Here is an 18,582-nt window from a genome sequence, read left to right as displayed (position 1 = left end):
CACACAGGGGTTTTTACATGCCTACCCATTCTTCTTCAGCTCTACAGCAACGTCCATGGTGGACGCACGGGCATGTGTGGTTGATCATTTCCGGCCCCTTGGTGGTTGTGATTGCCGGGTTTGTGACTTTTTATCTGGCCGCCAATGGACAAGATCCCGTGCTCTCGACGCAAGAGGTGACTGCCCAGACGCCAAAGGATGCGGGAATCAGTTTGGCTCCCGCAGTCCAGGCGCGTAACCATGCAGCAACGGGCGAATTGCCTGCGCAGAATTCCAAAAAATGAGCGCTTAGAGCTCGACCAGGAGACAAAACATGAAAGCACAACGAATGATGTGGATCGCTTGGCCGGCCTTTTTGGTGGCCGGCTTGATGGAGTTGGTCGTTTTCGGTCTGGTGGATCCGCAAGATTTGCAGTGGTTTGGCCATCCCTTGGCCTTGTCCCGTCAGGGTGTTTACACACTGGCCTTTTTTGTCTTCTGGGCGCTGACGATGGTGTCGAGTGGCTTGACAACCCTCTTGGCGATGTCACCTTTTGAGGTCAACCGTTGCCCGGTCCCCCCAACTGAACGTCCGCAGGATTGTGCTCGCGATAACAACTGCTGCTGATATGCAAAGAGGGACTTGAAGTCCCTCTGAGCCTGTGTTTCGTGCTTCTTGTTTTTCAGTGGCAATGAGCGGGATTGTTGACCAAACGTTGCAATCCCTCTGTGTCCAAAATGCGCACATGCCGTTGTTTGACTTCGACCATGCCTTCTTCTACGAATTTGGAGAAAGTTCGGCTGACCGTTTCGAGTTTGAGACCCAGATAACTGCCGATTTCTTCACGGGTCATACGCAAAACCAATTCGGACTGCGAGAAGCCTCGGGCATGCAAGCGCTGCACCAGGTTCAACAAAAATGCGGCCAGACGCTCCTCGGCCCGCATGCTGCCCAACAGCAGCATCACGCCGTGTTCGCGCACGATTTCACGGCTCATGATCTTGTGCACGTGGTGCTGCAGTGCGGTCACTTCGCGCGAAATTTCTTCAATCCGGTCAAATGGCATCACGCAGACTTCGGCATCTTCCAGTGCCACAGCATCGCAGGTGTGCTGGTCGTTCACGATGCCATCCAGTCCAATGATTTCGCCCGCCATCTGGAAGCCCGTGACCTGATCGCGGCCGTCTTCTGTGGCCAGACAGGTTTTGAAAAAGCCTGTGCGGATGGCATAAAGCGAGGTGAAATTTTCACCGTTGGTGAACAAGGTGTCGCCGCGTTTGACCTTGCGGCGCACGGCTACCAGATCGTCCAGACGGTTCAGATCCTGATCTGTCAGACCCATGGGCATGCACAACTCGCGCAGATTGCAGTTGGAACAGGCAACTTTGATGGCTTGGGGATTCATGGTCTATCTCATGGTTGAGCAATGGATTTGCCTTGGATCAAGGCTTGAGCTTAAACCTAAAAAACGACATAAATTGAGGGTATACCCTGTCCATGTCAAAAATCACCAAAAACAAGTATCGGATTTGATGTGAGTCAATACAGATGTTGCTGTGAGCAGGCAAAGTCCGTCACTTGTTATGAACACGTTCTCATTAAGGGGCAGCCGCATGTCCGTCATCACACCTGAATTGCTGACCCGTTTCGATGTGCCGGGGCCACGTTACACCTCTTATCCGACTGCGGATCGTTTTGTCGAGGCTTTCGACGAGGCCGACTATGTTCAGGCGTTGAAGGATCGCAAGTCAGGCTTGGTTGGCAAACAGCTGCCTTTGTCCTTGTATGTTCACATCCCGTTTTGCGAATCGCTTTGCTACTACTGTGCGTGCAACAAAATCATCACCAAACACAAAGAGCGCGCTGCTGACTATTTGCGCTATTTGACCAAAGAAGTCGAACTGCACACCCGCCACTTGGGGCTGGGGCAATCGGTCAGTCAATTGCACCTGGGTGGCGGGACGCCGACCTTCATGAGCGACGACGAATTGCGTCAACTCATGGCCATGCTTCGGAAAAATTTTGACTTTGTACCTGGCGGTGAATATTCGGTCGAAGTAGACCCGCGCACGGTCGATGAAAACCGCTTGGCTGTATTGGCAGAACTGGGTTTCAATCGCCTGAGCTTTGGTGTGCAAGACTTTGACCCTTCGGTCCAAAAAGCGATTCACCGAATTCAGCCCGCCGAGCAGGTCTTCAAGCTGGTGGAGGCTTCGCGTCGTTTGGGGTTCGAGTCGGTCAATGTGGATTTGATTTATGGCTTGCCACTGCAAACCCCGGAATCGTTTGACCGCACCTTGGCTCAAATCAACAGCTTGCGTCCCGACCGTATTGCTTTGTATGCCTATGCGCATTTGCCGGAGCGCTTCAAGCCCCAGCGACGCATTCATGCGCAAGAGTTGCCATCGGGTGGCGACAAGGTGGCCATGCTCGCTCGTTCGCTGGACGCGTTTGTGGATGCTGGTTATGTCTATGTCGGCATGGACCACTTTGCCTTGCCGGACGACGCTTTGGCGGTGGCCAAGCGGCAAGGGCGTTTGCATCGCAATTTTCAAGGCTACAGCACGCAGGCCGATTGCGATTTGATTGCATTGGGCGTGTCCTCCATTGGTCGGGTTGGTGCCACCTACAGCCAAAACGCCAAGACCATGGAAGAGTACTGCGACCTGCTTGATCAAGGGCATTTGCCCGTCGTTCGGGGTTTGGCTTTGACCCGTGACGACCTGATCCGCCGCTCAGTCATCATGGCGCTGATGTGCCAGGGTCATTTGCAATACGAGTCCATCAACCTCGCTTGGTTGATCGACTTCAAAAGCGTGTTCGCCAAAGAACTGGAGCAGTTGCAAGCCTTGCAGGACCAAGGTCTGGTGCAATTGAATGAAACAGGCATCCAGGTCACCGCGCTGGGTTGGTTTTTTGTGCGCGGTGTGGCCATGGTGTTTGACCGTTATTTGCAGGCTGACCGCAACCGGACACGGTTTTCAAAGATCATCTGAGTCCGTGTTGAGCAACTGCATGGCTGGCTTCGCGGACAATGCGGTAGACAACATTCGGGCAAAAAATCAATGCAAAGTTCTTTGGCCATCACGGCTTTGATGATGGGGGTCTTGGGTGGCCCCCATTGCGTTGCCATGTGCGGAGCTGCTTGTGCAGGCTTGGGTCAGGCCGCAGGTGCGCAACGTGGGCAAGCGTTGCTGGCATTCCAGGTCGGACGAGTGCTGGGATATGCCTTGTTGGGGGCCTTGGCGGCAGCCAGTGTTCAGGGCTTGGGCTGGCTCACGGTGCAGTCAGCCGCCATTCGGCCGGTGTGGACGCTTTTGCATGTCGCTGCCATTGTCTTGGGTTTGTTGCTCATGCTGCAAGCACGCCAACCGCTGTGGCTCGACGGCGCAGCAAGGCAACTTTGGGGGCGCGTGCGCGCCTTCAATGCCCGTTGGGGCCGTGCTGCCCCATGGATGGTGGGGGGGCTTTGGGCCTTGATGCCTTGCGGCTTGCTCTACTCGGCCTTGATGGTCGCGGCCTTGACGAGCCAGCCACTTGAAGGCGCGGCCACCATGGCCTTGTTTGCCTTGGGCAGCAGCATTAGCCTGTGGGCAGGGCCCTGGTTGTTTTTGCGCATGCAAAGTTTGGGTGATGGCGCTTGGGGGATGCGTGTCGCAGGCTTCGCATTGGCCGCTGTATCGAGCTGGGCTTTGTGGATGGGGCTGGTTCACGATCAGGCGCCTTGGTGCGTGACACCCTGACACTTAAGAACGCGCAAGCCTGGATCGGTGACGGACACCCGTTGGTTCAGTCGGCCAAGCCCTTGTAAAGCATGTAGGCAGCCAGCAAATACAAGACGCTGGCAAAAACGCGTTTGAGCTGCTTGACCGGCAACTTGTGCGCGGTGGCAGCACCTAAAGGTGCCATCAGCACACTGCAACTGGCAATGACCACCAAGGCCGGCAACCAAAGGTAGCCGAAACTGTAATCGGGCAGATTCTGAATGCTCTGGCCACTGACGATGTAACCGGCCACATTGGCCAATGCGATCGGGAACCCCAAGGCCGCACTGGTGGCCACGGCATTGTGAATGGCCACGTTGCACCAGGTCATGAACGGCACGCTGATAAAGCCCCCGCCAGCGCCTACCAAACCGGACAGCAAACCAATCAAACCGCCCGCACCCAACAAGCCCTTGAATTCAGGCACTTGGCGGCTCGGCGCAGGTTTCTTATCCAGAAACATCTGCGTGGCAGAAAAGCTGACGAACAACGCGAAGAAAAGGGCCAAATAAGTACCCTTGGCAAACGCAAAAATGCCCAAGCTGCCAATCAGGCTGCCCAACACGATGCCGGGGGCGAGGCCTTTGACGAGGTCCCAGCGCACGGCTTTTTTCTTCTGGTGCGCACGCACACTGGAGATCGAGGTGAAGATGATGGTTGCCATGGATGTGGCAATGGCCATTTTGACCGCCAGATCCGGCCCCACACCGCGCGAACCCAGCATGTAGGTCAAAAACGGCACCATGATCATGCCGCCGCCAATGCCCAGCAGGCCCGCCAAAAAGCCTGTGCAAAGGCCCAGAACAGCCAATTCGGCCAGCAACAGGGGTTCGATGATCATGGGAGTGTGGGAAAGATAAAGAAAGGTGTCTGCGAGTGCCACCGGACCGGCATCCTGAACCGGGGTTCAGGTGGGCGAGGGCAGACTGGCGTTGGGTTCATCTGACGCGAGATGATCACGCTCACCAGCCAATGTACCAAGCCCGGGCTCTAAGAGCATTGGTTCAAGGAAATATAAAGCCCAGCATGCACCGCAGACAGCGCGATTGTAGGTCTTTCTTCAGACCCGCAACGGCACCATGTCTGGCTTAGATCAATTGACCGTCTTGTTCCAGAACCTGATCTAAGCGTTTGAGCAATTGCGTCAAGCGCTGTTGGGATTCCTGGCTGATGTCCGACACCGCAGTGGGGGCCACTGGGGTGCTGGGTGGCGCTTCAGGGGACTCAAAAGCCAGGTTCAATGCCGCCAAAACGGCAATTCGGTCTCGCGCCTTGATCTTGCCTGCATCGCGAATTTTGCACATGGCCAAGTCGACCTTGCCCACGGCTGCCAGCAAACGCTCTTCGCCACCCTCCGGGCACCCCAGAATGTAGCTTTGGCCCATGATCTGGACGTCCAATTGTTTGTTGCTCATGCGGAGGCCTCAGGAGATGCAGGGGCGGATGTGGGCAAACGCTCGATCAATGCGTCAACACGGGCTCTTGCTGCAGCCAAACGTGACTTGAGCTGATCGCGCTCGGAGGTGAGTGCTTGAACTTGTTGTGCCAGCAAAGCGTTGGTCCGTTGAAGCTCTTCGTGGCGCAGCAACAAATGATCCACACGCTCGGCAATTTGATCAATGGTGTCGGAATGGGCCATGGCAGACAAAGAAAAAGTGATTTCACATTGTAGAGGGTGGGGCCGTTTGTTGGCTGGCTGACAGGTTACAACATAAAATAAGCATTGTTGGTGCTCGCGCAGCCGGTTCACGGCACGCAGTTCAACGGGAAGCAGGAGGGAGGGCCACCACGGCCCGCCTAACCTGCGCTGCCCCCGCAACGGTAAGCAGACGGGTTTTCAGTCAAACGAAAACCCAGCTTTCATCTCAAACCACTGGCCACCCTGAAACAGGTGACCGGGAAGGTGATGAAGGTCGCTCTGTCAGCCCGGATACCGGCCAACAAGGTGACCTGTCGCAAGACAGGTTGTAAAGCCCATGCACTGTCGGGGAAGGCGGTGAGGGCGTTTGACTTGTTAGTTTTAAATGAAAAATTCATTCCTGTTGATGGCTAGTGTTATTACGCTGGCTGTTTCATCCCATGCCCAGTCAATTGACTCAGCTGGATTGCAGCCTCATGCGCTGACAGACCCCATTGTGATTTCAGCATCTCGCGTGCCGCAGCCTCGTTCTGCCGGGTCTGTGGTGGTTGATGTCATCTCTCGCCAACAAATTGAGCAATCAGGTGCGTCCAACGTCGTTGAATTCTTGGACTCTGTTCCGGGGCTGTCCGTCAATCGCTTGTACGGTCGGCTGGGCATTGATGCATCAGTGGACGTGGGCTACATGGGGGAGGCCGGCTCTCAAAACGTACTCATCCTTGTGGACGGGCAGCGTGTCAACAGCTTGGATTCCTCTGGCATTCGGTTTGCACAGGTTCCGATGAGCAGCATAGAGCGGATTGAAATTCGCAAGGCAGGTGGTGGTGCACTTTATGGGGAGCGTGCGCAAGGTGGCGTAATCAACATCATTACACGTGCGGATGCCACCAAAGAGGTGAGCCTCGCTTTGGGAAGCTTTGGCTATCGAAAGGTCGACGGATACTTGGGCTTCAAGACAGACGACTTCAATGGCGGGCTTTCCTTGATGAGCGCGCACTCGGACGGTCACCGCCAGCACAGCGACTCCCGCCAAGAAAGCGCACAGTTCCGAATTTCTCACACATCGGCTCTGGGTAAGGTGTCCGTGATTGCCCGAGGACTTGAGGAGACGGCGAACTTGCCGGGGTCTTTAACCCCCGATGAATATTCAGCAGATCCGAAAAAGGCAAGCTCATCTTATGCGCCGCATACACACCGGACAGGCAATTCCCTGGGCATCAAATACGATCGCGCTATCGGCACTGACGATTTGCTGACGGTCGACGTTTTGCAGCAAACATCGAAAGATGAAAGTTACGGCACGTATTACTCCAGTTGGAACGGCATGCAATTTGCCAACTATTCTGCAAGCACCATCACCAACAAACGTATTTCAGTGAACCCGGAATACAGGATGAAGTTGGGTCTTGGGCAACTTGTGTTCGGGGGGGAGTTTTCCTCTGCTGATGCCAATACGGATTTAGGCAAACAGGTTCACCGTTCAAGCGAGTCTGCCTATGTTCAAGCGATGCGACCTATGGGGTATGGCATCACGCTGGATGGCGGCGCACGCACACATCGCGTGCACAGCGATTTCCAAAAATCAACAACACAGGCACAAACGGGTTCAAGTGACCAAAAAAATTCCGTCTCTGCTGGCTTGAAGGCGCAACTTTCGGAGGCAACTTCTGTGAGGGTGGGAGCCCTGACCGGGTTCAGATTTGCCAATGCGGACGAGCTGTACTTTTTTGACAGAAACACGTTTGCCATGCTCGAAATAAATCCGAATCTGCATCCAATGACCACCCGTGAATACTTCTTGCAAGCTGAGCAGAAATATTCACATGGAAAGGTCGAGGCACATTACCGGAACATCAAAGCCCAGGATGAGATTGGGTACCAAGAAATTTGTGGCTCGGTTGGCGTAACGCTGGCGTCATGCAATGCCAACTTGTATGACACCACCCGGTCCATTTTCTCTCTTGCGTCTGAATGGTCGGTGACGTCCCGTCTTTCGGTTAAAGCTTCGGTTGACTTCATCAACGCCAAAATTGCAACAGGTAGCAATGCTGGTAATCGGTTGCCCATGACACCCAAAGAAGTTGTTCGCATCACTGCAGAGCAGCGCTTCCAAGACTTTTCGGTGATGGCTTCGTCGCATTACCGCGGCAACATGATCCAAGCGAGCGATCAAAGCTTCTCCAATCCGTTGATTCCTTCGCGAAATTTGATCGATTTGGGCGCAAAAACACAATTGAACAAAACCATCTCGATGTCTGCTTGGATTCGGAATCTGACCAATAAAAACTACTACGACTACGCAAGTGGCAATGGTATTTACCCTGCTGATGTGCGTGGTTTCTATTTGAATATCAAGGCCAGTCTGTAATCCATGCCGCTTGCTCTTACCCCCCAACGCATCGTCTGTCTCACCGAAGAGACAACAGAGTGGCTTTACCTGTTGGGGCAGGAGCAGCGCATTGTGGGCATCTCTGGCTACACCGTGCGTCCGCGCCGTGCCCGTGATGAAAAGCCCAAAGTCAGCGCCTTCTTGAGCGCCAAGATAGACAAGATCTTGGCGCTCAAGCCTGACTGCGTCTTTGGTTTTTCTGACTTGCAGGCTGACATCGCGGCCTTGCTCATCCGTGCGGGTGTGCAGGTCACGGTGTTCAACCAGCGCAGCGTGGATGAGATTTTTTCGATGCTGTACCAAGTGGCCGCGATGGTGGGGCAGGCAGAGCAGGGGTTAGAGCGTTTGCAGCAAATGCGTGCGCAGTTAGAAGCCATTCAAAAAACAGCGTCCACCTTCAAACGTTGCCCCAAGGTGTATTTTGAAGAGTGGGATGAGCCGCACATCAGCGGCATCCGTTGGGTGTCTGAGCTGATCGGCATTGCGGGCGGTGACGATTGCTTTCCTGAGTTGGCTCAAATGCCCATGGGCAAAGACCGCATCATTGCCGACGGGCAGACCATCGTGGGCCGCGCGCCCGACATCATCATCGGCTCATGGTGCGGCAAGAAATTCCGCCCCGAAAAAGTGGCGGCACGTCCGGGCTGGCAAGACGTGCCTGCGGTGCGCAACGGGCAGGTGTTTGAGATCAAATCGGCCGACATCTTGCAGCCCGGCCCCGCTGCGCTGACCGACGGCGTGGCGCAGCTGCACCGCATCTTTTGTCAGTGGGAGGCGCAGCATGGCTGAGTGGTTCATGCGTGTGGCGTGCGTCTGGCTGCTGTGCGGCTCGGCCCAGGCCGCCACCGTGCTGGACGATCAGCAGCAAAAAATCCAGATCGCCCAGCCGCCGCAGCGCATCGTGAGCTTGTTGCCGTCGCTGACCGAAACGGTTTGCGCCCTGGGTGCTTGCCAGCGCCTGGTGGGGGTGGACCGGTATTCCAACTGGCCCGCGTCCATCGCCCGGGTGCCCCGCGTGGGCGGCGGCATTGATCCCAACATCGAAAGCATCGTTGCGCTCAAGCCCGATCTTGTGCTGGCAGCGGGCTCCACCCGGGGGGCAGACCGCTTGCAGGCGCTGGGCCTGACGGTGCTGCGGCTGGAGCCGCGCAACCATGCCGACGCGCAGCGGGTGCTTCGCACCGTGGGCGACGCCTTGGGCGTGCCTGCACCCGAGAGTGAGCGCGTTTGGCGCGAGATTCAGGCCGGTGTGCAAGCGGCGGTGCAGTCGCTCAGCCCGCAAGCCAAAGCCCAGCGGGTTTATTTTGAAGTCAGCTCCGCCCCCTATGGGGCCAGCGAATCGTCGTTCATCGGTGAAACGCTCACCCGCATGGGCGTGGCCAACATCCTGCCTGCGGCCATGGGGCCGTTTCCGCAGGTCAACCCCGAATTTGTGGTGCGTGCCCAGCCTGACGTGATCATGGCGGGTGACAGCAGCCGCATCAGCATGGCGCAGCGCCCGGGCTGGGCCAGCCTCAAAGCCATGCAGGCGCAGCGCATCTGCGTGTTCAAACAGGCCGAGTCCGACATGCTGGTGCGTGCAGGTCCGCGCATGGCCGAGGGGGCCCGTCTGATGGCCGAGTGCCTCAACCGAGCCGCCGGGGGGCAGCGATGAAACCGTTGCAGCACCGGGCGGCCCGCTGGGCCTGGGGCTTGTTGCTGTTGGGCGTGGCCATTGTGCTCTTGGGCACCGCCGCAGGCAGCCAGGGCTGGCAGGCTTGGTGGTTGGGTCCGGCTGACGAGGTCTCACGCCAGATCGTCTGGGACATTCGCCTGCCGCGCAGCCTGGGGGCCTGGCTGGGTGGGGCCTTATTGGGGCTGGCTGGTGCGGTGGCCCAGGGCCTGTTTCGCAACCCGCTGGCCGATCCCTATTTGCTGGGCAGTGCCTCGGGTGCATCGCTGGGCGTGGGCACCTATTTGAGTTTATTTGGCGGCAGCGCCTGGGCCATGAGCTGGTGGATGGGCGTGGGCCTCACGGGTGCGGCCTTTGCGGGCGCGGTGCTGGCGGTGCTGCTGACCTTGCTGTTGGCGCGTGGCGTGCAGCAAACCCTGCGCCTGCTTTTGGCTGGGGTGGTGGTGGGCGTGGTGCTGGGGGCGGTCACCTCGATGGTGTCTTTGCTCCAGCCGCAAGTGCTGCAAGCCATGCAGGGTTTCATGCTCGGCTCGACCGCTTTTGTGAGCTGGACCGCCTGCGCGACGTTGAGCTGCGTGTTGGCGGTGTGCGTGGCGCTGGCCTGGGCCTTTGCCCGCGTGCTGGACGCGCTCACGCTGGGTGAATCCACCGCGCACAGCCTGGGCGTGCCGCTGCGCTCGGCGCGGCTGGTGTTGGTGGGCGTGATCTCTCTGAGCACCGGCGCGGCGGTGGCGCACATCGGGCTCGTGGCCTTTGTGGGCCTGGCCGCACCGCACCTGGTGCGTTCGCTGGTGCGCAGCACCCACGCCTGGCGCTTGCTGCTGGCGGCGCTCATGGGTGGGGCCTTGTTGTCGCTGGCCGATGTGCTGGCCCGCGTGCTGTTTGCCCCGCAAGAATTGCCGGTGGGTGTGCTCACGGCGGTGCTGGGCGGTGGTTATCTGCTCTGGCGCATTTACCGTGACACGCGCCACCGTGGCGGGGCAGGGGGGCTTTCATGACACACGCCTTGCAAACTCGGCAGTTGCATGTGCAACTGGCAGGTCGCCCGGTGCTCACGGGCATCGACTTGCAAATCACCGCAGGCCGCTGGACCTGCGTGGTGGGCCCCAATGGCGCGGGCAAATCCACCTTGCTCAAGGCGCTGGCGGGCCTGTTGCCGCACAGCGGCCAAGTGCTCTGGCAAGGCCGCGCACTTGAGAGCATCGCCCGCCGTGAACGTGCTCTGCAACTGTCCTGGCTCGGCCAGGGTGAGGCCAGCTCGCTCGATTTGCGGGTGTGGGACGTGGCCATGTTGGGCCGACTGCCGCACCAGGGCTGGCTCGATGCCCCCAATGACCAAGACGCCCAAATGGTCGAAGCCGCGCTCAAGGCCACCCAGGCCTGGGACTGGCGCGAACGCACCTTGGGCGAACTCTCGGGCGGTGAACGCCAGCGCGTGCTGCTGGCCCGAGCCATGGCGGGCAATGCCCCGATCATGCTGATGGACGAGCCGCTGGCTAACCTCGACCCGCCGCACCAGGTGGACTGGCTGGAGCAAGTGCACTGCCTGCTGGCCCAAGGCACCACCGTGGTCAGCGTGCTGCATGAGATTGGTATGGCCTTGCACGCCGACGAGATCATCGTGATGGCCCAGGGCCGCGTGGTACACCACGGCGCGGGCCACGCCGCTGAAACCCACACCGCCATCGAGGCTGTGTTTGACCACCGCATCCGCATTGCTGCACTGGGCGAGCAATGGGCCGTGTTGCCACGCCTTTGAACCTGGAAGACCGAGATGACCGCACGTTGCATCATGGTGCTGGGCACGTCCAGCGGGGCAGGCAAAAGCTGGCTGACCACGGCGCTGTGCCGCCATTACGCCCGCCAGGGTTTGAAAGTTGCGCCCTTCAAAGCACAAAACATGAGCAACAACGCCCGCGTGGTTGCCAGTGCCAGCGGCTTGGGCGAGATCGGCAGTGCGCAATACTTTCAGGCGCTGGCGGCCAAAGCCGAGCCGGATGTGCGCATGAACCCCTTGCTGCTCAAACCCGAAGCCGACACGCGCAGCCAGGTGGTGTTGCTCGGCCAAGTCAGCCAAGTCCTGAGCGACACGCCATGGCGTGGGCGCAGTGAGAAAGTCTGGCCCAAGATCGCAGCTGCGCTCGACGAGCTGATCGCAGAAAACGATGTGGTCGTCATCGAGGGCGCAGGTTCGCCTGCCGAGATCAACCTCATGGACAGCGACATCGTCAACTTGCGGGTGGCACGCCATGCCCATGCCCAATGCCTGCTGGTGACCGACATCGACAAAGGCGGAGCCTTTGCCCACCTCTATGGCACTTGGGCTCTGTTGCCACCCGAAGACCAAAAACGGATCACTGGTTTTGTACTGAACAAATTCCGGGGCGACGCCAGCCTGCTGGCCCCTGCGCCCGAGATGTTGCAGACTTTGACGGGTGTGCCCACCGTGGCTGTGCTGCCGATGTGGTGGCAGCATGGCTTGCCCGAAGAAGACGGCGTGTTCGATGACCGCAGCAGCGCCAACGGATCGGTGACAAAAACCGTGGCCGTGATCGCTTACCCACGCATCAGCAATCTCGACGAGTTTCAGCCCCTCAAAAATGTGCCCGGTGTGCGCCTACTCTGGGCACGCAACCCGGCCGATTTGGCCGGGTTGCAAACCAGCGACTGGGTGGTATTGCCCGGCAGCAAACACACCAGCAGCGACTTGGCCTGGCTGCGCCAGCAAGGGCTGGATTCGGCCATCACCGAACACGCCCATCGCGGTGGGGCCGTGCTGGGTATTTGCGGTGGCCTGCAAATGCTGGGCGAAGCGTTGATCGACCCCCATGGCATTGACGGCAACGCCCCCGGGCTGGGCCTGCTGCCGTTGGTGACCCATTTTTCGCTGGACAAGACAGTGACGAAGACCGTGGCACGCTTTGATCAAGTTCAAGGCCCTTGGTCTGCACTGAGCAGCATCGAGGCGGCGGGCTACGAAATTCACCACGGCCAGACGCAAGGCCACAGCGCCATGCTGGCAGCGGGCTCATCGCTGCACGAAGTCATGCCGGGCTTGGCTTGGCAAAGTAGCGGGGGCCAGGTGTTGGGCACGTATTTTCATGGTCTATTTGAATGCCCGGCTGTACTGCAAGCCTTGTTTGGCGCACAAGCCCCCACATTGGAAACGGTTTTCGAAGGCCTGGCCGATTTCCTTGAAACGCACACCGATGCCTCCGTCTTGCGGCGGTTGATTGAAGACCGAACCGATCGCTAAAATCGATGCCATGGAACTCAAAATCGTCGTCTACTCCAAGTCCGCATGCCCCCAATGCGAATCCGCCAAAATGGTGCTCAAGTCCAAGTCATTGGCCTTTGAAGAAATCAAAATCGACGGTGAAGCCGAGCGCATGGCCTTTTACGAAAAGTGTGGCCCATCGGTTCGCCAAATGCCCCAGATCTTCATCAACGACCAGCGCGTGGGTGGTTTGGCGGGCTTGCAAGCCGCACTGACCCAACTGGGCCGCTGAATCGAGCCTCAAGGGCTTGTGAAATCACCAAAAGGAATGCCATGAGCCTGATACTCAAACAAGCCATCACCGGGCCGGCCGCTTGGAAGGGCGCCGACATGCAGGGGGACACATCCTGGCTGCATCTCTTGTCTGCACAAGCCGTTGCCACGCTGGACGCTGCCTTGGCCCACGTCAAGGCCCAAGGGCTGACGTTTCCGAATTTCAGCCGAGAGGATTTTCCCATTGGCGACTGGGCCCAGGCCCTGAAAGTCCACAGCGATGAACTGGAAAACGGCCGGGGCTTTTTGGTGCTGCGGGGCTTGCCTGTCGAGCGCTACAGCGAAGAAGACATTCAAATCATCTACTACGGCATTGGCCTGCACATGGGTGTGCCCGTTCGGCAAAACCCCAAAGGGGACCTGCTCGGCGTGGTCATGAACGTGGGCGATGTGACGAAAAAAACCACCCGCGTTTACGAAACCAACCTGTACCTGCCGTACCACTCAGACCCGTCGGATGTGGTGGGCCTTTTATGCCTGCGCAAGGCTAAGCAGGGTGGTTTGAGCTCGCTGGTGAGCGTGGCGGCGATCTACAACGAGATTTTGCAAAAGCACCCCGAGTACCTGGGTCTGTATTACCGCACTTGGTATTTTTCGCACCTGTGCGAAGACTTGCCCAGCCTGTCGCCCATCTTCAGCCACCACCAAGGCAAGCTCAGCTGCCGCTACCTGCGCCAGTACATCGAGCTGGGCCACGAAATCCGAAACCTGCCGCTGTCCAAGGTCGAAATCGAAGCACTCGATTTGTTCGACGACATCATGCACCGCGATGATTTCCGCTTGAGCATGATGCTTGAGCCCGGTGACCTGCAGTTCGCCAACAACTACGCCGTGCTGCACTCGCGCAACGAGTTTGAAGACCACGGCGTGCATGAACTCAACCGCAAGATGCTGCGCCTGTGGGTCAAGATGCCCAACGCGCGGACACTGGCCCCCGAGTTTCCGGGGCGCAACGGTTTCCCGGCACCCGCTGTGCTCGCCTGATCGCACCGAGCACCAGCGCTGCCCCTACGGGCGGATTTTGGCGGCGGGTGAGGCTTTCTTGGGCGTTAACTTGGCCTTGCCTGCTTCGTCTAGACACAGCAGCGTGTCCACATGCGCCATGAACCGGTTGAGATAGTCCGGTGAAATATCGCGCATCAGCCCCAGTGAGCGCAGCACCAACATGTGCGAGTTAATGGGGCCTGCGTTTTGCGGCGCTTGGGCAATGGCTTGGGTGACCTGCTTTTGCACGCTGATCTGGCTCAATTGCTTTCTGAACTGCTGAATGCGCGGGCTCTCATGCCCCCATCCTGACGTTTTGCTGGAGGCTTGCGGGGTACTTTTCGATCCCATGTCGTGCAGCAGTGTGGCCAAGGGGGAGGGGATAGCGTCCTGTTTCGCCACCGGCACAGTCGCTTCGCTCAGGCGGGTCTCCAAACGCACAAGAGCCTCTTGCAGTTTGGCCACGAGCTTCAGTTGCGTAAGGCCCGATTGTTCACGCGTGCGCTTGGCCAGTGTTTCGATGTAATGCCAGCCCACCGCATCCACCCGCGCCGCGCCCGACGCACGCAAGGCGTCAAGGTCGGGCAGCGGCGCTGGCGTGGTTTCGTTCATGGTTTGACGGTTGGCTGTTGGGTGCTGGCCGCATTGGCAGCTTTGGGCACAGGGGCCATTTCCACGCGGCGGTTTTGGGCGCGGGCCTTGTCGCTGGTGTTGGCCACCAGGGGTTGCTCTTGGCCGAAGGCCGCAGCAAACAGCGCCGATGACGGCATGCCTTCTTCGATCAAAGTGCGCGTCACCGTCAAGGCTCGCTGGGCAGAAAGCTCCCAGTTGTCTTCGAATTGGCGGTTGCGGTTGCTGACCGCCTTGTCATCGGTGAAACCACTGACCATCAGCATCTCATCACGCGACTCCAGGTAGCTGCGCAGCGGAGCCACCAGGCTCTTGAGCAGTTGGCGTCCTTCGGGTTCGAGCTTGTCAGAGTTCAGTTCAAACAACAGCTTGCCGCTGATGCCGATGCGGCCATTGTTCAAGGTGATGCGGCCACTGGCCAGTGGAATGGCCAAGGCTTGTTCCAACGAGAGGCGCTTTTGCTCTTCGACCTGCCGCTTTTGCACCTCGTCTTCGAGCTTGGAGGCCATGTCCAGTTGCGCTGCCATCACCCCCACCAACAAAAGAACAAAGGCCCCCAGCAGGCCGGTCATCAAGTCGGCAAATGAGATCCAGGTGGGCGTGGTGGATTCGCTCTCGGCTTCGAGTTCCAGCATCAAGCGCCTCCTTCGGCTTGGCGCTGCTGCAGGGCTTCCAGCACGTCTTTTTGGCTGCCAATGCTCAGGTCAATCATTTCACGAGCCTGCGCCACGTAATAGGCCAGTTGCTCGTCACTGCGCGTCATGGATTTCTCGATCGCTTGCTCGATGCGCTGAAGGTGGGTCATGAGCTTTTCGTTGGTCTCGCTGAACGAGCGAACGGCAAAGCCAAAGCTCTCGCCCAAGCTCGCCACATCCACCGCGCTGGCCGTGACTTGCGCCGCAATGTCGCCCAGCTTGCCCGTCTCGGCCGCCACGTGTTCATGGAACTCACCGCTGGTCTGGCTCAGCGTGGCTTGGCTGGCCGAGACCATGGCGTCGATCACGCCGCGTTGCTCGGTCGACGCGTGGTTGATCGCATCCAGCAAGGTGCTGAGCGTGCCCAGAATGCGGGTGCGCTCTTCGAGCAAGGCGTTGTCGCGCGCCACGCTGACCGAGATTTCTTGCCGCAGCTGGCCAATGACTTCGGCTGCGGCCTTGGGCGCTTCTGAGGCGGTTTCGATCAGGCGTGTGATCGGATCTTCCAGTGCGGTGCCCAGTGAAGTCAGGTGTGCGGTCACCGCGCTTTGCAGCTCGCTCAGGCGAGCCACGGCGGTCTGACCGCGCACGTCTTCGGCATCCCGCAGGGCCGAGAGTTCCTGGCGCAGCACGGCCGCCAGTTCTTCGGCGCGTTGCTGGTGCCCAGCAGTCCACTGCGCCTCGGTGGCGATGCGCTCGCGCATCAGCGTTTCGCTGCTGGTCATCAGGCGTGTGATTTCGGCCAAGGTTTGCGTGGCCTGGGTTTGGGTGTGGGTCGTGATGTCTTGCGCCGTGCGGGTCAGCGTGTCGCAAACCGCCTGCTGCTGTGCAAGCGTCTGCGCGCCTGTGCTTTGCCATTGCTGGCCGAGGCTGGCGGCGGTGGCTTCGAGCGAGGCTTTCCATGCTTCCAGGCGCGCTTGGTCGGCTGCTGCGCGTTCATCGTGCAAGCGAGTGATGTCGGCTAGCGTCTGGCTGGCATGGCTTTGGGCTTGGCTCTGAATGGCCTGGGCAGTCTCGCCCAGCGCATCGCAAATGGCTTGCTGTTGGGCCAGGGTTTGCGTGCCCGCCGTCTGCCACCGGCTGTGCAGTGTGGAGGCCGACTGCTCCAGCGACGCTTGCCAGACCTGCAGACGCTGCTGGTCGGCGCTGCTTTGCTGGGTCAGTTGCTGCGTCTGGACGGCACTGACTTGGTCGACCAACGATTTAGCGCTGAGTTCGAAATTCTGGCTGAACGATTCCAAGGTCTGACCGACACGTTCGGTCATTTGGGTGCTGGCTTGTTCGTGGCGTTTCAGCGTTTCTGCGCTGGTCTGCGCCACGGCAGCGGCGGTGTTCGCCATCTGGGTTTTGAGTTCACCCAGCTGCTGCTGCGTGTTGAGCAGCAGGCGCTCGTTCATGGTCTGGGCTTGTTCGCTCAGTTGCGTCATGGTGGCTTGCACCACGGGGCGAATGCCGTCGCTGGCCAGTTGCATGCTTTGGCTCAGACTGCTGCGCAGCGATTGGTCCACCGATTGCGCCAGACCTGTGTAGGCCGAGTGCACTTGCGTGTGGAAACTTTGCTGGTTGGCCAGCAAGCGTTCATTCATTTGCTGGCTGGTTTCGGCCATTTGCGCCATCAGGGTCTGCAGTTGCTGCACCACTTGCGGCAGCGCTTGCGACTGTTGTTGCAAGGCCTTGAATGTTTCTTGCCGTTGGTGCACCAGGGAAAAGCCGCGCAGGCTGCTCACCATGAGCGTGTCCAGCTGCTGAGTCGCTAGGGCACGTTCACGCCGGGCCAAGCTACTCATCAAGCCCAGCATGGCCGAGGTGGCCACGCCAGCCACCGACGTGCCAAAGGCCAGACCCAGACCTTTGATGGGTTCGGAAAACGCGGACCGAATGCCCGCCACGTTGGTCGAGCCTTCGAGTGCAAACACTGCGCCATTGAGCGTGACCACCATGCCCAAAAACGTGCCCAGCATGCCGAGCATGACCAACAAGCCCACCAAATAGGGTGTCAATGCCGGACCCGCTAGGCCCACGCGCTCACCCTCGACGCGTTGGCGGATTGGGTTTTGCAAACCCGATGGCAGGGTGATTAGCCAATCATTGAGGTTTTGCAACTGGGGGGGGATATTGGCCAAGGCTTGGTTCAGCGCGGCGGTCGCGAGCCGGTATTGGTGCAGCTCGATCGTGCCGAAAACATACACCCCGCCAATGACCGCCGCCATGATCAAGACCAGCAGGTGCGAGGTGGCCACAGCAGCCGCGACCCAAAGCACGGCCAATGCGCCCAGCCCGAAGGCGATGTGAAAGGAATATCGTTTCATTGTTCTTGTGGTGTGTAGGTGTGGAAGGCTTCGAGAAGGCCCAGAACAGGTTGCAGTCGTGTGTCCAACTCTGCCAGCAATGCGGTGCGCATGGCTTGGCGCATTGGTAACAGCCAGACACCCATCGCAGGGGCGGTCGTGGCTTCGGCACCTGCATCAGCGGCTTCGGCTTGTTTCTTGAGGTGTTGTTTGAGGGCTTGTGCAAAGCGCTTTTCGTGCAGCTTGGAGACTTTGCCCAGCAACACCGCCTCGCGCTCGCTCAGGATATTTTCAAAGGCGGCATCCAGTGCGGCCAGCTGCTGCAGGTGAGGCGAACTTTGACTCAATTGCCCCCGCACTTGCGAACGCAAAGTTTGAATGGACGTTTCCATTTGTCGCTGGTGGGCGGCATAAAACCGGCGGTAGGGCTCAAAAGCTGTTTTGGGCTCAATAGGCTCGTCAATTTCAGCAGGGGGCATGTCGATGCGAGCCAGACCTGAGCCAGGGGGCGCACCTTGCGCGATGGATTGCTCAAGTTGGGCCCGCACTTTGTCCGCATACCGGGTCAGTGCTTCGGCTGTCATCGTCCCCGCTCGACGCAGGTGCGCAGGCTGTGGCGCGGCAGACGGCTGCTCAGGGTTGAGCACGCCGTGCAAGGCAATGGCCTGGCGAAAGTTCAACCAATCGCCCAACTTCTGTCCCACATCGTCCGCGACAGGGGCGGCATCGATCATGGCGTTTTCAGTCAGAAAACGCGTGAGTCTGGAGCTGTTGAGGTGGGTACGCGGCGAGGGGCGCGTCATGGACGGGTGTGTTTGGCTACAAAAATCAGAGCTGCTGGGCTCAGGGCGTGACGGATGCCAAGGCTGGCACTGGCGATTCACAAAATTGTGATTTTACCCGTCGAAGGCATGGACCCCCGATCGAGCCGGGGGTGACAAAACAAGAGGGAGCGGGGGGGGACAAAACAAAAGGGAGGTGGGTGACGAAA

20 protein-coding genes, 1 other RNA gene and 1 riboswitch are annotated in these 18,582 nt (G+C 58.9%); of the genes, 12 read left to right on the top strand and 9 right to left on the bottom strand.

Annotation, left to right across the window (positions count from 1 at the left end; translation table 11 throughout):
* The first annotated feature begins 17 nt into the window (after window positions 1-17).
* Both B9Z37_RS00630 and B9Z37_RS00625 read left to right on the top strand, forming a co-directional pair.
* A complete protein-coding gene (locus tag B9Z37_RS00630; RefSeq protein WP_108311142.1) occupies window positions 18-284 on the top strand; it encodes a nitrogen fixation protein FixH in 267 nt (88 codons plus the stop codon).
* A 29-nt stretch (window positions 285-313) separates the two neighbouring features.
* The gene (locus B9Z37_RS00625; RefSeq protein WP_108311141.1) at window positions 314-607 is read left to right on the top strand and encodes a hypothetical protein; all 294 of its coding nucleotides are present in this window, start codon (window positions 314-316) and stop codon (window positions 605-607) included.
* A gap of 55 nt (window positions 608-662) precedes the next feature.
* On the opposite strand, the gene fnr is transcribed toward B9Z37_RS00625, so the two are convergent.
* Window positions 663-1,385, bottom strand: a complete 723-nt coding sequence (fnr, locus tag B9Z37_RS00620; RefSeq protein ID WP_108311140.1) for a fumarate/nitrate reduction transcriptional regulator Fnr — start codon at window positions 1,383-1,385, stop codon at window positions 663-665.
* A 208-nt stretch (window positions 1,386-1,593) separates the two neighbouring features.
* Between fnr and hemN the strand changes: the two genes are divergently transcribed.
* Both hemN and B9Z37_RS00610 read left to right on the top strand, forming a co-directional pair.
* On the top strand, window positions 1,594-2,976 hold the full coding sequence (hemN, locus tag B9Z37_RS00615; RefSeq protein WP_108311139.1) for an oxygen-independent coproporphyrinogen III oxidase: 1,383 nt from the start codon (window positions 1,594-1,596) through the stop codon (window positions 2,974-2,976).
* Window positions 2,977-3,045: 69 nt separating this feature from the next.
* Window positions 3,046-3,723 carry a sulfite exporter TauE/SafE family protein gene (locus B9Z37_RS00610; protein ID WP_108311138.1) on the top strand — a complete coding sequence of 226 codons (678 nt, stop codon included), beginning with the start codon at window positions 3,046-3,048 and terminating at the stop codon, window positions 3,721-3,723.
* Between the two features lie 46 nt (window positions 3,724-3,769).
* Here B9Z37_RS00610 and B9Z37_RS00605 read toward each other — a convergent pair whose 3' ends face one another.
* The 4 genes from B9Z37_RS00605 to B9Z37_RS00595 all read right to left on the bottom strand — a co-directional run bounded on the left by B9Z37_RS00605 (window position 3,770) and on the right by B9Z37_RS00595 (window position 5,383).
* Window positions 3,770-4,585, bottom strand: a complete 816-nt coding sequence (locus B9Z37_RS00605; protein WP_108311137.1) for a sulfite exporter TauE/SafE family protein — start codon at window positions 4,583-4,585, stop codon at window positions 3,770-3,772.
* A gap of 22 nt (window positions 4,586-4,607) precedes the next feature.
* Window positions 4,608-4,787, bottom strand: a non-coding RNA gene (gene ssrS, locus B9Z37_RS14790) — 6S RNA.
* 45 nt (window positions 4,788-4,832) lie between these two features.
* Entirely contained in the window at window positions 4,833-5,159 is a 327-nt protein-coding gene (locus tag B9Z37_RS00600) for a cell division protein ZapA (RefSeq protein ID WP_108311136.1), read from the bottom strand.
* Window positions 5,156-5,383, bottom strand: coding sequence for a DUF904 domain-containing protein (locus tag B9Z37_RS00595; RefSeq protein WP_108311135.1), 228 nt, complete (start codon window positions 5,381-5,383; stop codon window positions 5,156-5,158). Before B9Z37_RS00595 ends, B9Z37_RS00600 begins: the two co-directional genes overlap by 4 nt.
* 71 nt (window positions 5,384-5,454) lie before the next feature.
* Window positions 5,455-5,700, top strand: a riboswitch (cobalamin riboswitch).
* A 68-nt stretch (window positions 5,701-5,768) separates the two neighbouring features.
* Here B9Z37_RS00595 and B9Z37_RS00590 point away from each other — a divergent pair.
* Genes B9Z37_RS00590 through B9Z37_RS00555 form a run of 8 tightly spaced genes read left to right on the top strand, consistent with a single transcriptional unit; the run spans window position 5,769 to window position 13,978 of the window.
* On the top strand, window positions 5,769-7,751 hold the full coding sequence (locus tag B9Z37_RS00590) for a TonB-dependent receptor (protein WP_108311134.1): 1,983 nt from the start codon (window positions 5,769-5,771) through the stop codon (window positions 7,749-7,751).
* 3 nt (window positions 7,752-7,754) lie between these two features.
* Window positions 7,755-8,561: a cobalamin-binding protein gene (locus tag B9Z37_RS00585; RefSeq protein WP_108311133.1), complete on the top strand. Its 807-nt coding sequence runs from the start codon at window positions 7,755-7,757 to the stop codon at window positions 8,559-8,561.
* Window positions 8,554-9,426 (top strand): ABC transporter substrate-binding protein, encoded by an 873-nt coding sequence (locus tag B9Z37_RS00580; RefSeq protein ID WP_240606582.1) that lies wholly within the window; start codon window positions 8,554-8,556, stop codon window positions 9,424-9,426. The genes B9Z37_RS00585 and B9Z37_RS00580 overlap by 8 nt, the downstream gene beginning before the upstream one ends.
* The gene (locus B9Z37_RS00575) at window positions 9,423-10,442 is read left to right on the top strand and encodes a FecCD family ABC transporter permease (RefSeq protein WP_108311132.1); all 1,020 of its coding nucleotides are present in this window, start codon (window positions 9,423-9,425) and stop codon (window positions 10,440-10,442) included. The genes B9Z37_RS00580 and B9Z37_RS00575 overlap by 4 nt, the downstream gene beginning before the upstream one ends.
* Window positions 10,439-11,203: an ABC transporter ATP-binding protein gene (locus tag B9Z37_RS00570; RefSeq protein WP_108311131.1), complete on the top strand. Its 765-nt coding sequence runs from the start codon at window positions 10,439-10,441 to the stop codon at window positions 11,201-11,203. Before B9Z37_RS00575 ends, B9Z37_RS00570 begins: the two co-directional genes overlap by 4 nt.
* A gap of 15 nt (window positions 11,204-11,218) precedes the next feature.
* Window positions 11,219-12,700 (top strand): cobyric acid synthase, encoded by a 1,482-nt coding sequence (locus B9Z37_RS00565; RefSeq protein WP_108311130.1) that lies wholly within the window; start codon window positions 11,219-11,221, stop codon window positions 12,698-12,700.
* A 10-nt stretch (window positions 12,701-12,710) separates the two neighbouring features.
* Window positions 12,711-12,953: a glutaredoxin family protein gene (locus B9Z37_RS00560; protein ID WP_108311129.1), complete on the top strand. Its 243-nt coding sequence runs from the start codon at window positions 12,711-12,713 to the stop codon at window positions 12,951-12,953.
* Window positions 12,954-12,994: 41 nt separating this feature from the next.
* Window positions 12,995-13,978, top strand: coding sequence for a TauD/TfdA family dioxygenase (locus B9Z37_RS00555; RefSeq protein ID WP_108311128.1), 984 nt, complete (start codon window positions 12,995-12,997; stop codon window positions 13,976-13,978).
* Window positions 13,979-14,002: 24 nt separating this feature from the next.
* Here B9Z37_RS00555 and B9Z37_RS00550 read toward each other — a convergent pair whose 3' ends face one another.
* The 4 genes from B9Z37_RS00550 to B9Z37_RS00535 are packed head-to-tail and all read right to left on the bottom strand — an operon-like array spanning window position 14,003 to window position 18,394.
* Window positions 14,003-14,590, bottom strand: coding sequence for a DUF2894 domain-containing protein (locus tag B9Z37_RS00550; RefSeq protein ID WP_108311127.1), 588 nt, complete (start codon window positions 14,588-14,590; stop codon window positions 14,003-14,005).
* Entirely contained in the window at window positions 14,587-15,243 is a 657-nt protein-coding gene (locus B9Z37_RS00545; protein WP_108311126.1) for an OmpA family protein, read from the bottom strand. The genes B9Z37_RS00550 and B9Z37_RS00545 overlap by 4 nt, the downstream gene beginning before the upstream one ends.
* Window positions 15,243-17,612, bottom strand: coding sequence for a DUF802 domain-containing protein (locus tag B9Z37_RS00540; protein WP_108311125.1), 2,370 nt, complete (start codon window positions 17,610-17,612; stop codon window positions 15,243-15,245). The genes B9Z37_RS00545 and B9Z37_RS00540 overlap by 1 nt, the downstream gene beginning before the upstream one ends.
* Window positions 17,609-18,394 carry a DUF3348 family protein gene (locus B9Z37_RS00535; RefSeq protein WP_108311124.1) on the bottom strand — a complete coding sequence of 262 codons (786 nt, stop codon included), beginning with the start codon at window positions 18,392-18,394 and terminating at the stop codon, window positions 17,609-17,611. Before B9Z37_RS00535 ends, B9Z37_RS00540 begins: the two co-directional genes overlap by 4 nt.
* Window positions 18,395-18,582: the final 188 nt, after the last annotated feature.

The organism is Limnohabitans parvus II-B4 (assembly GCF_003063455.1).
Classification (GTDB): domain Bacteria; phylum Pseudomonadota; class Gammaproteobacteria; order Burkholderiales; family Burkholderiaceae_C; genus Limnohabitans_A; species Limnohabitans_A parvus.
The sequence above is the reverse complement of the archived record's forward strand: the minus strand, read 5'-3'. Positions and strand labels throughout refer to the sequence as shown.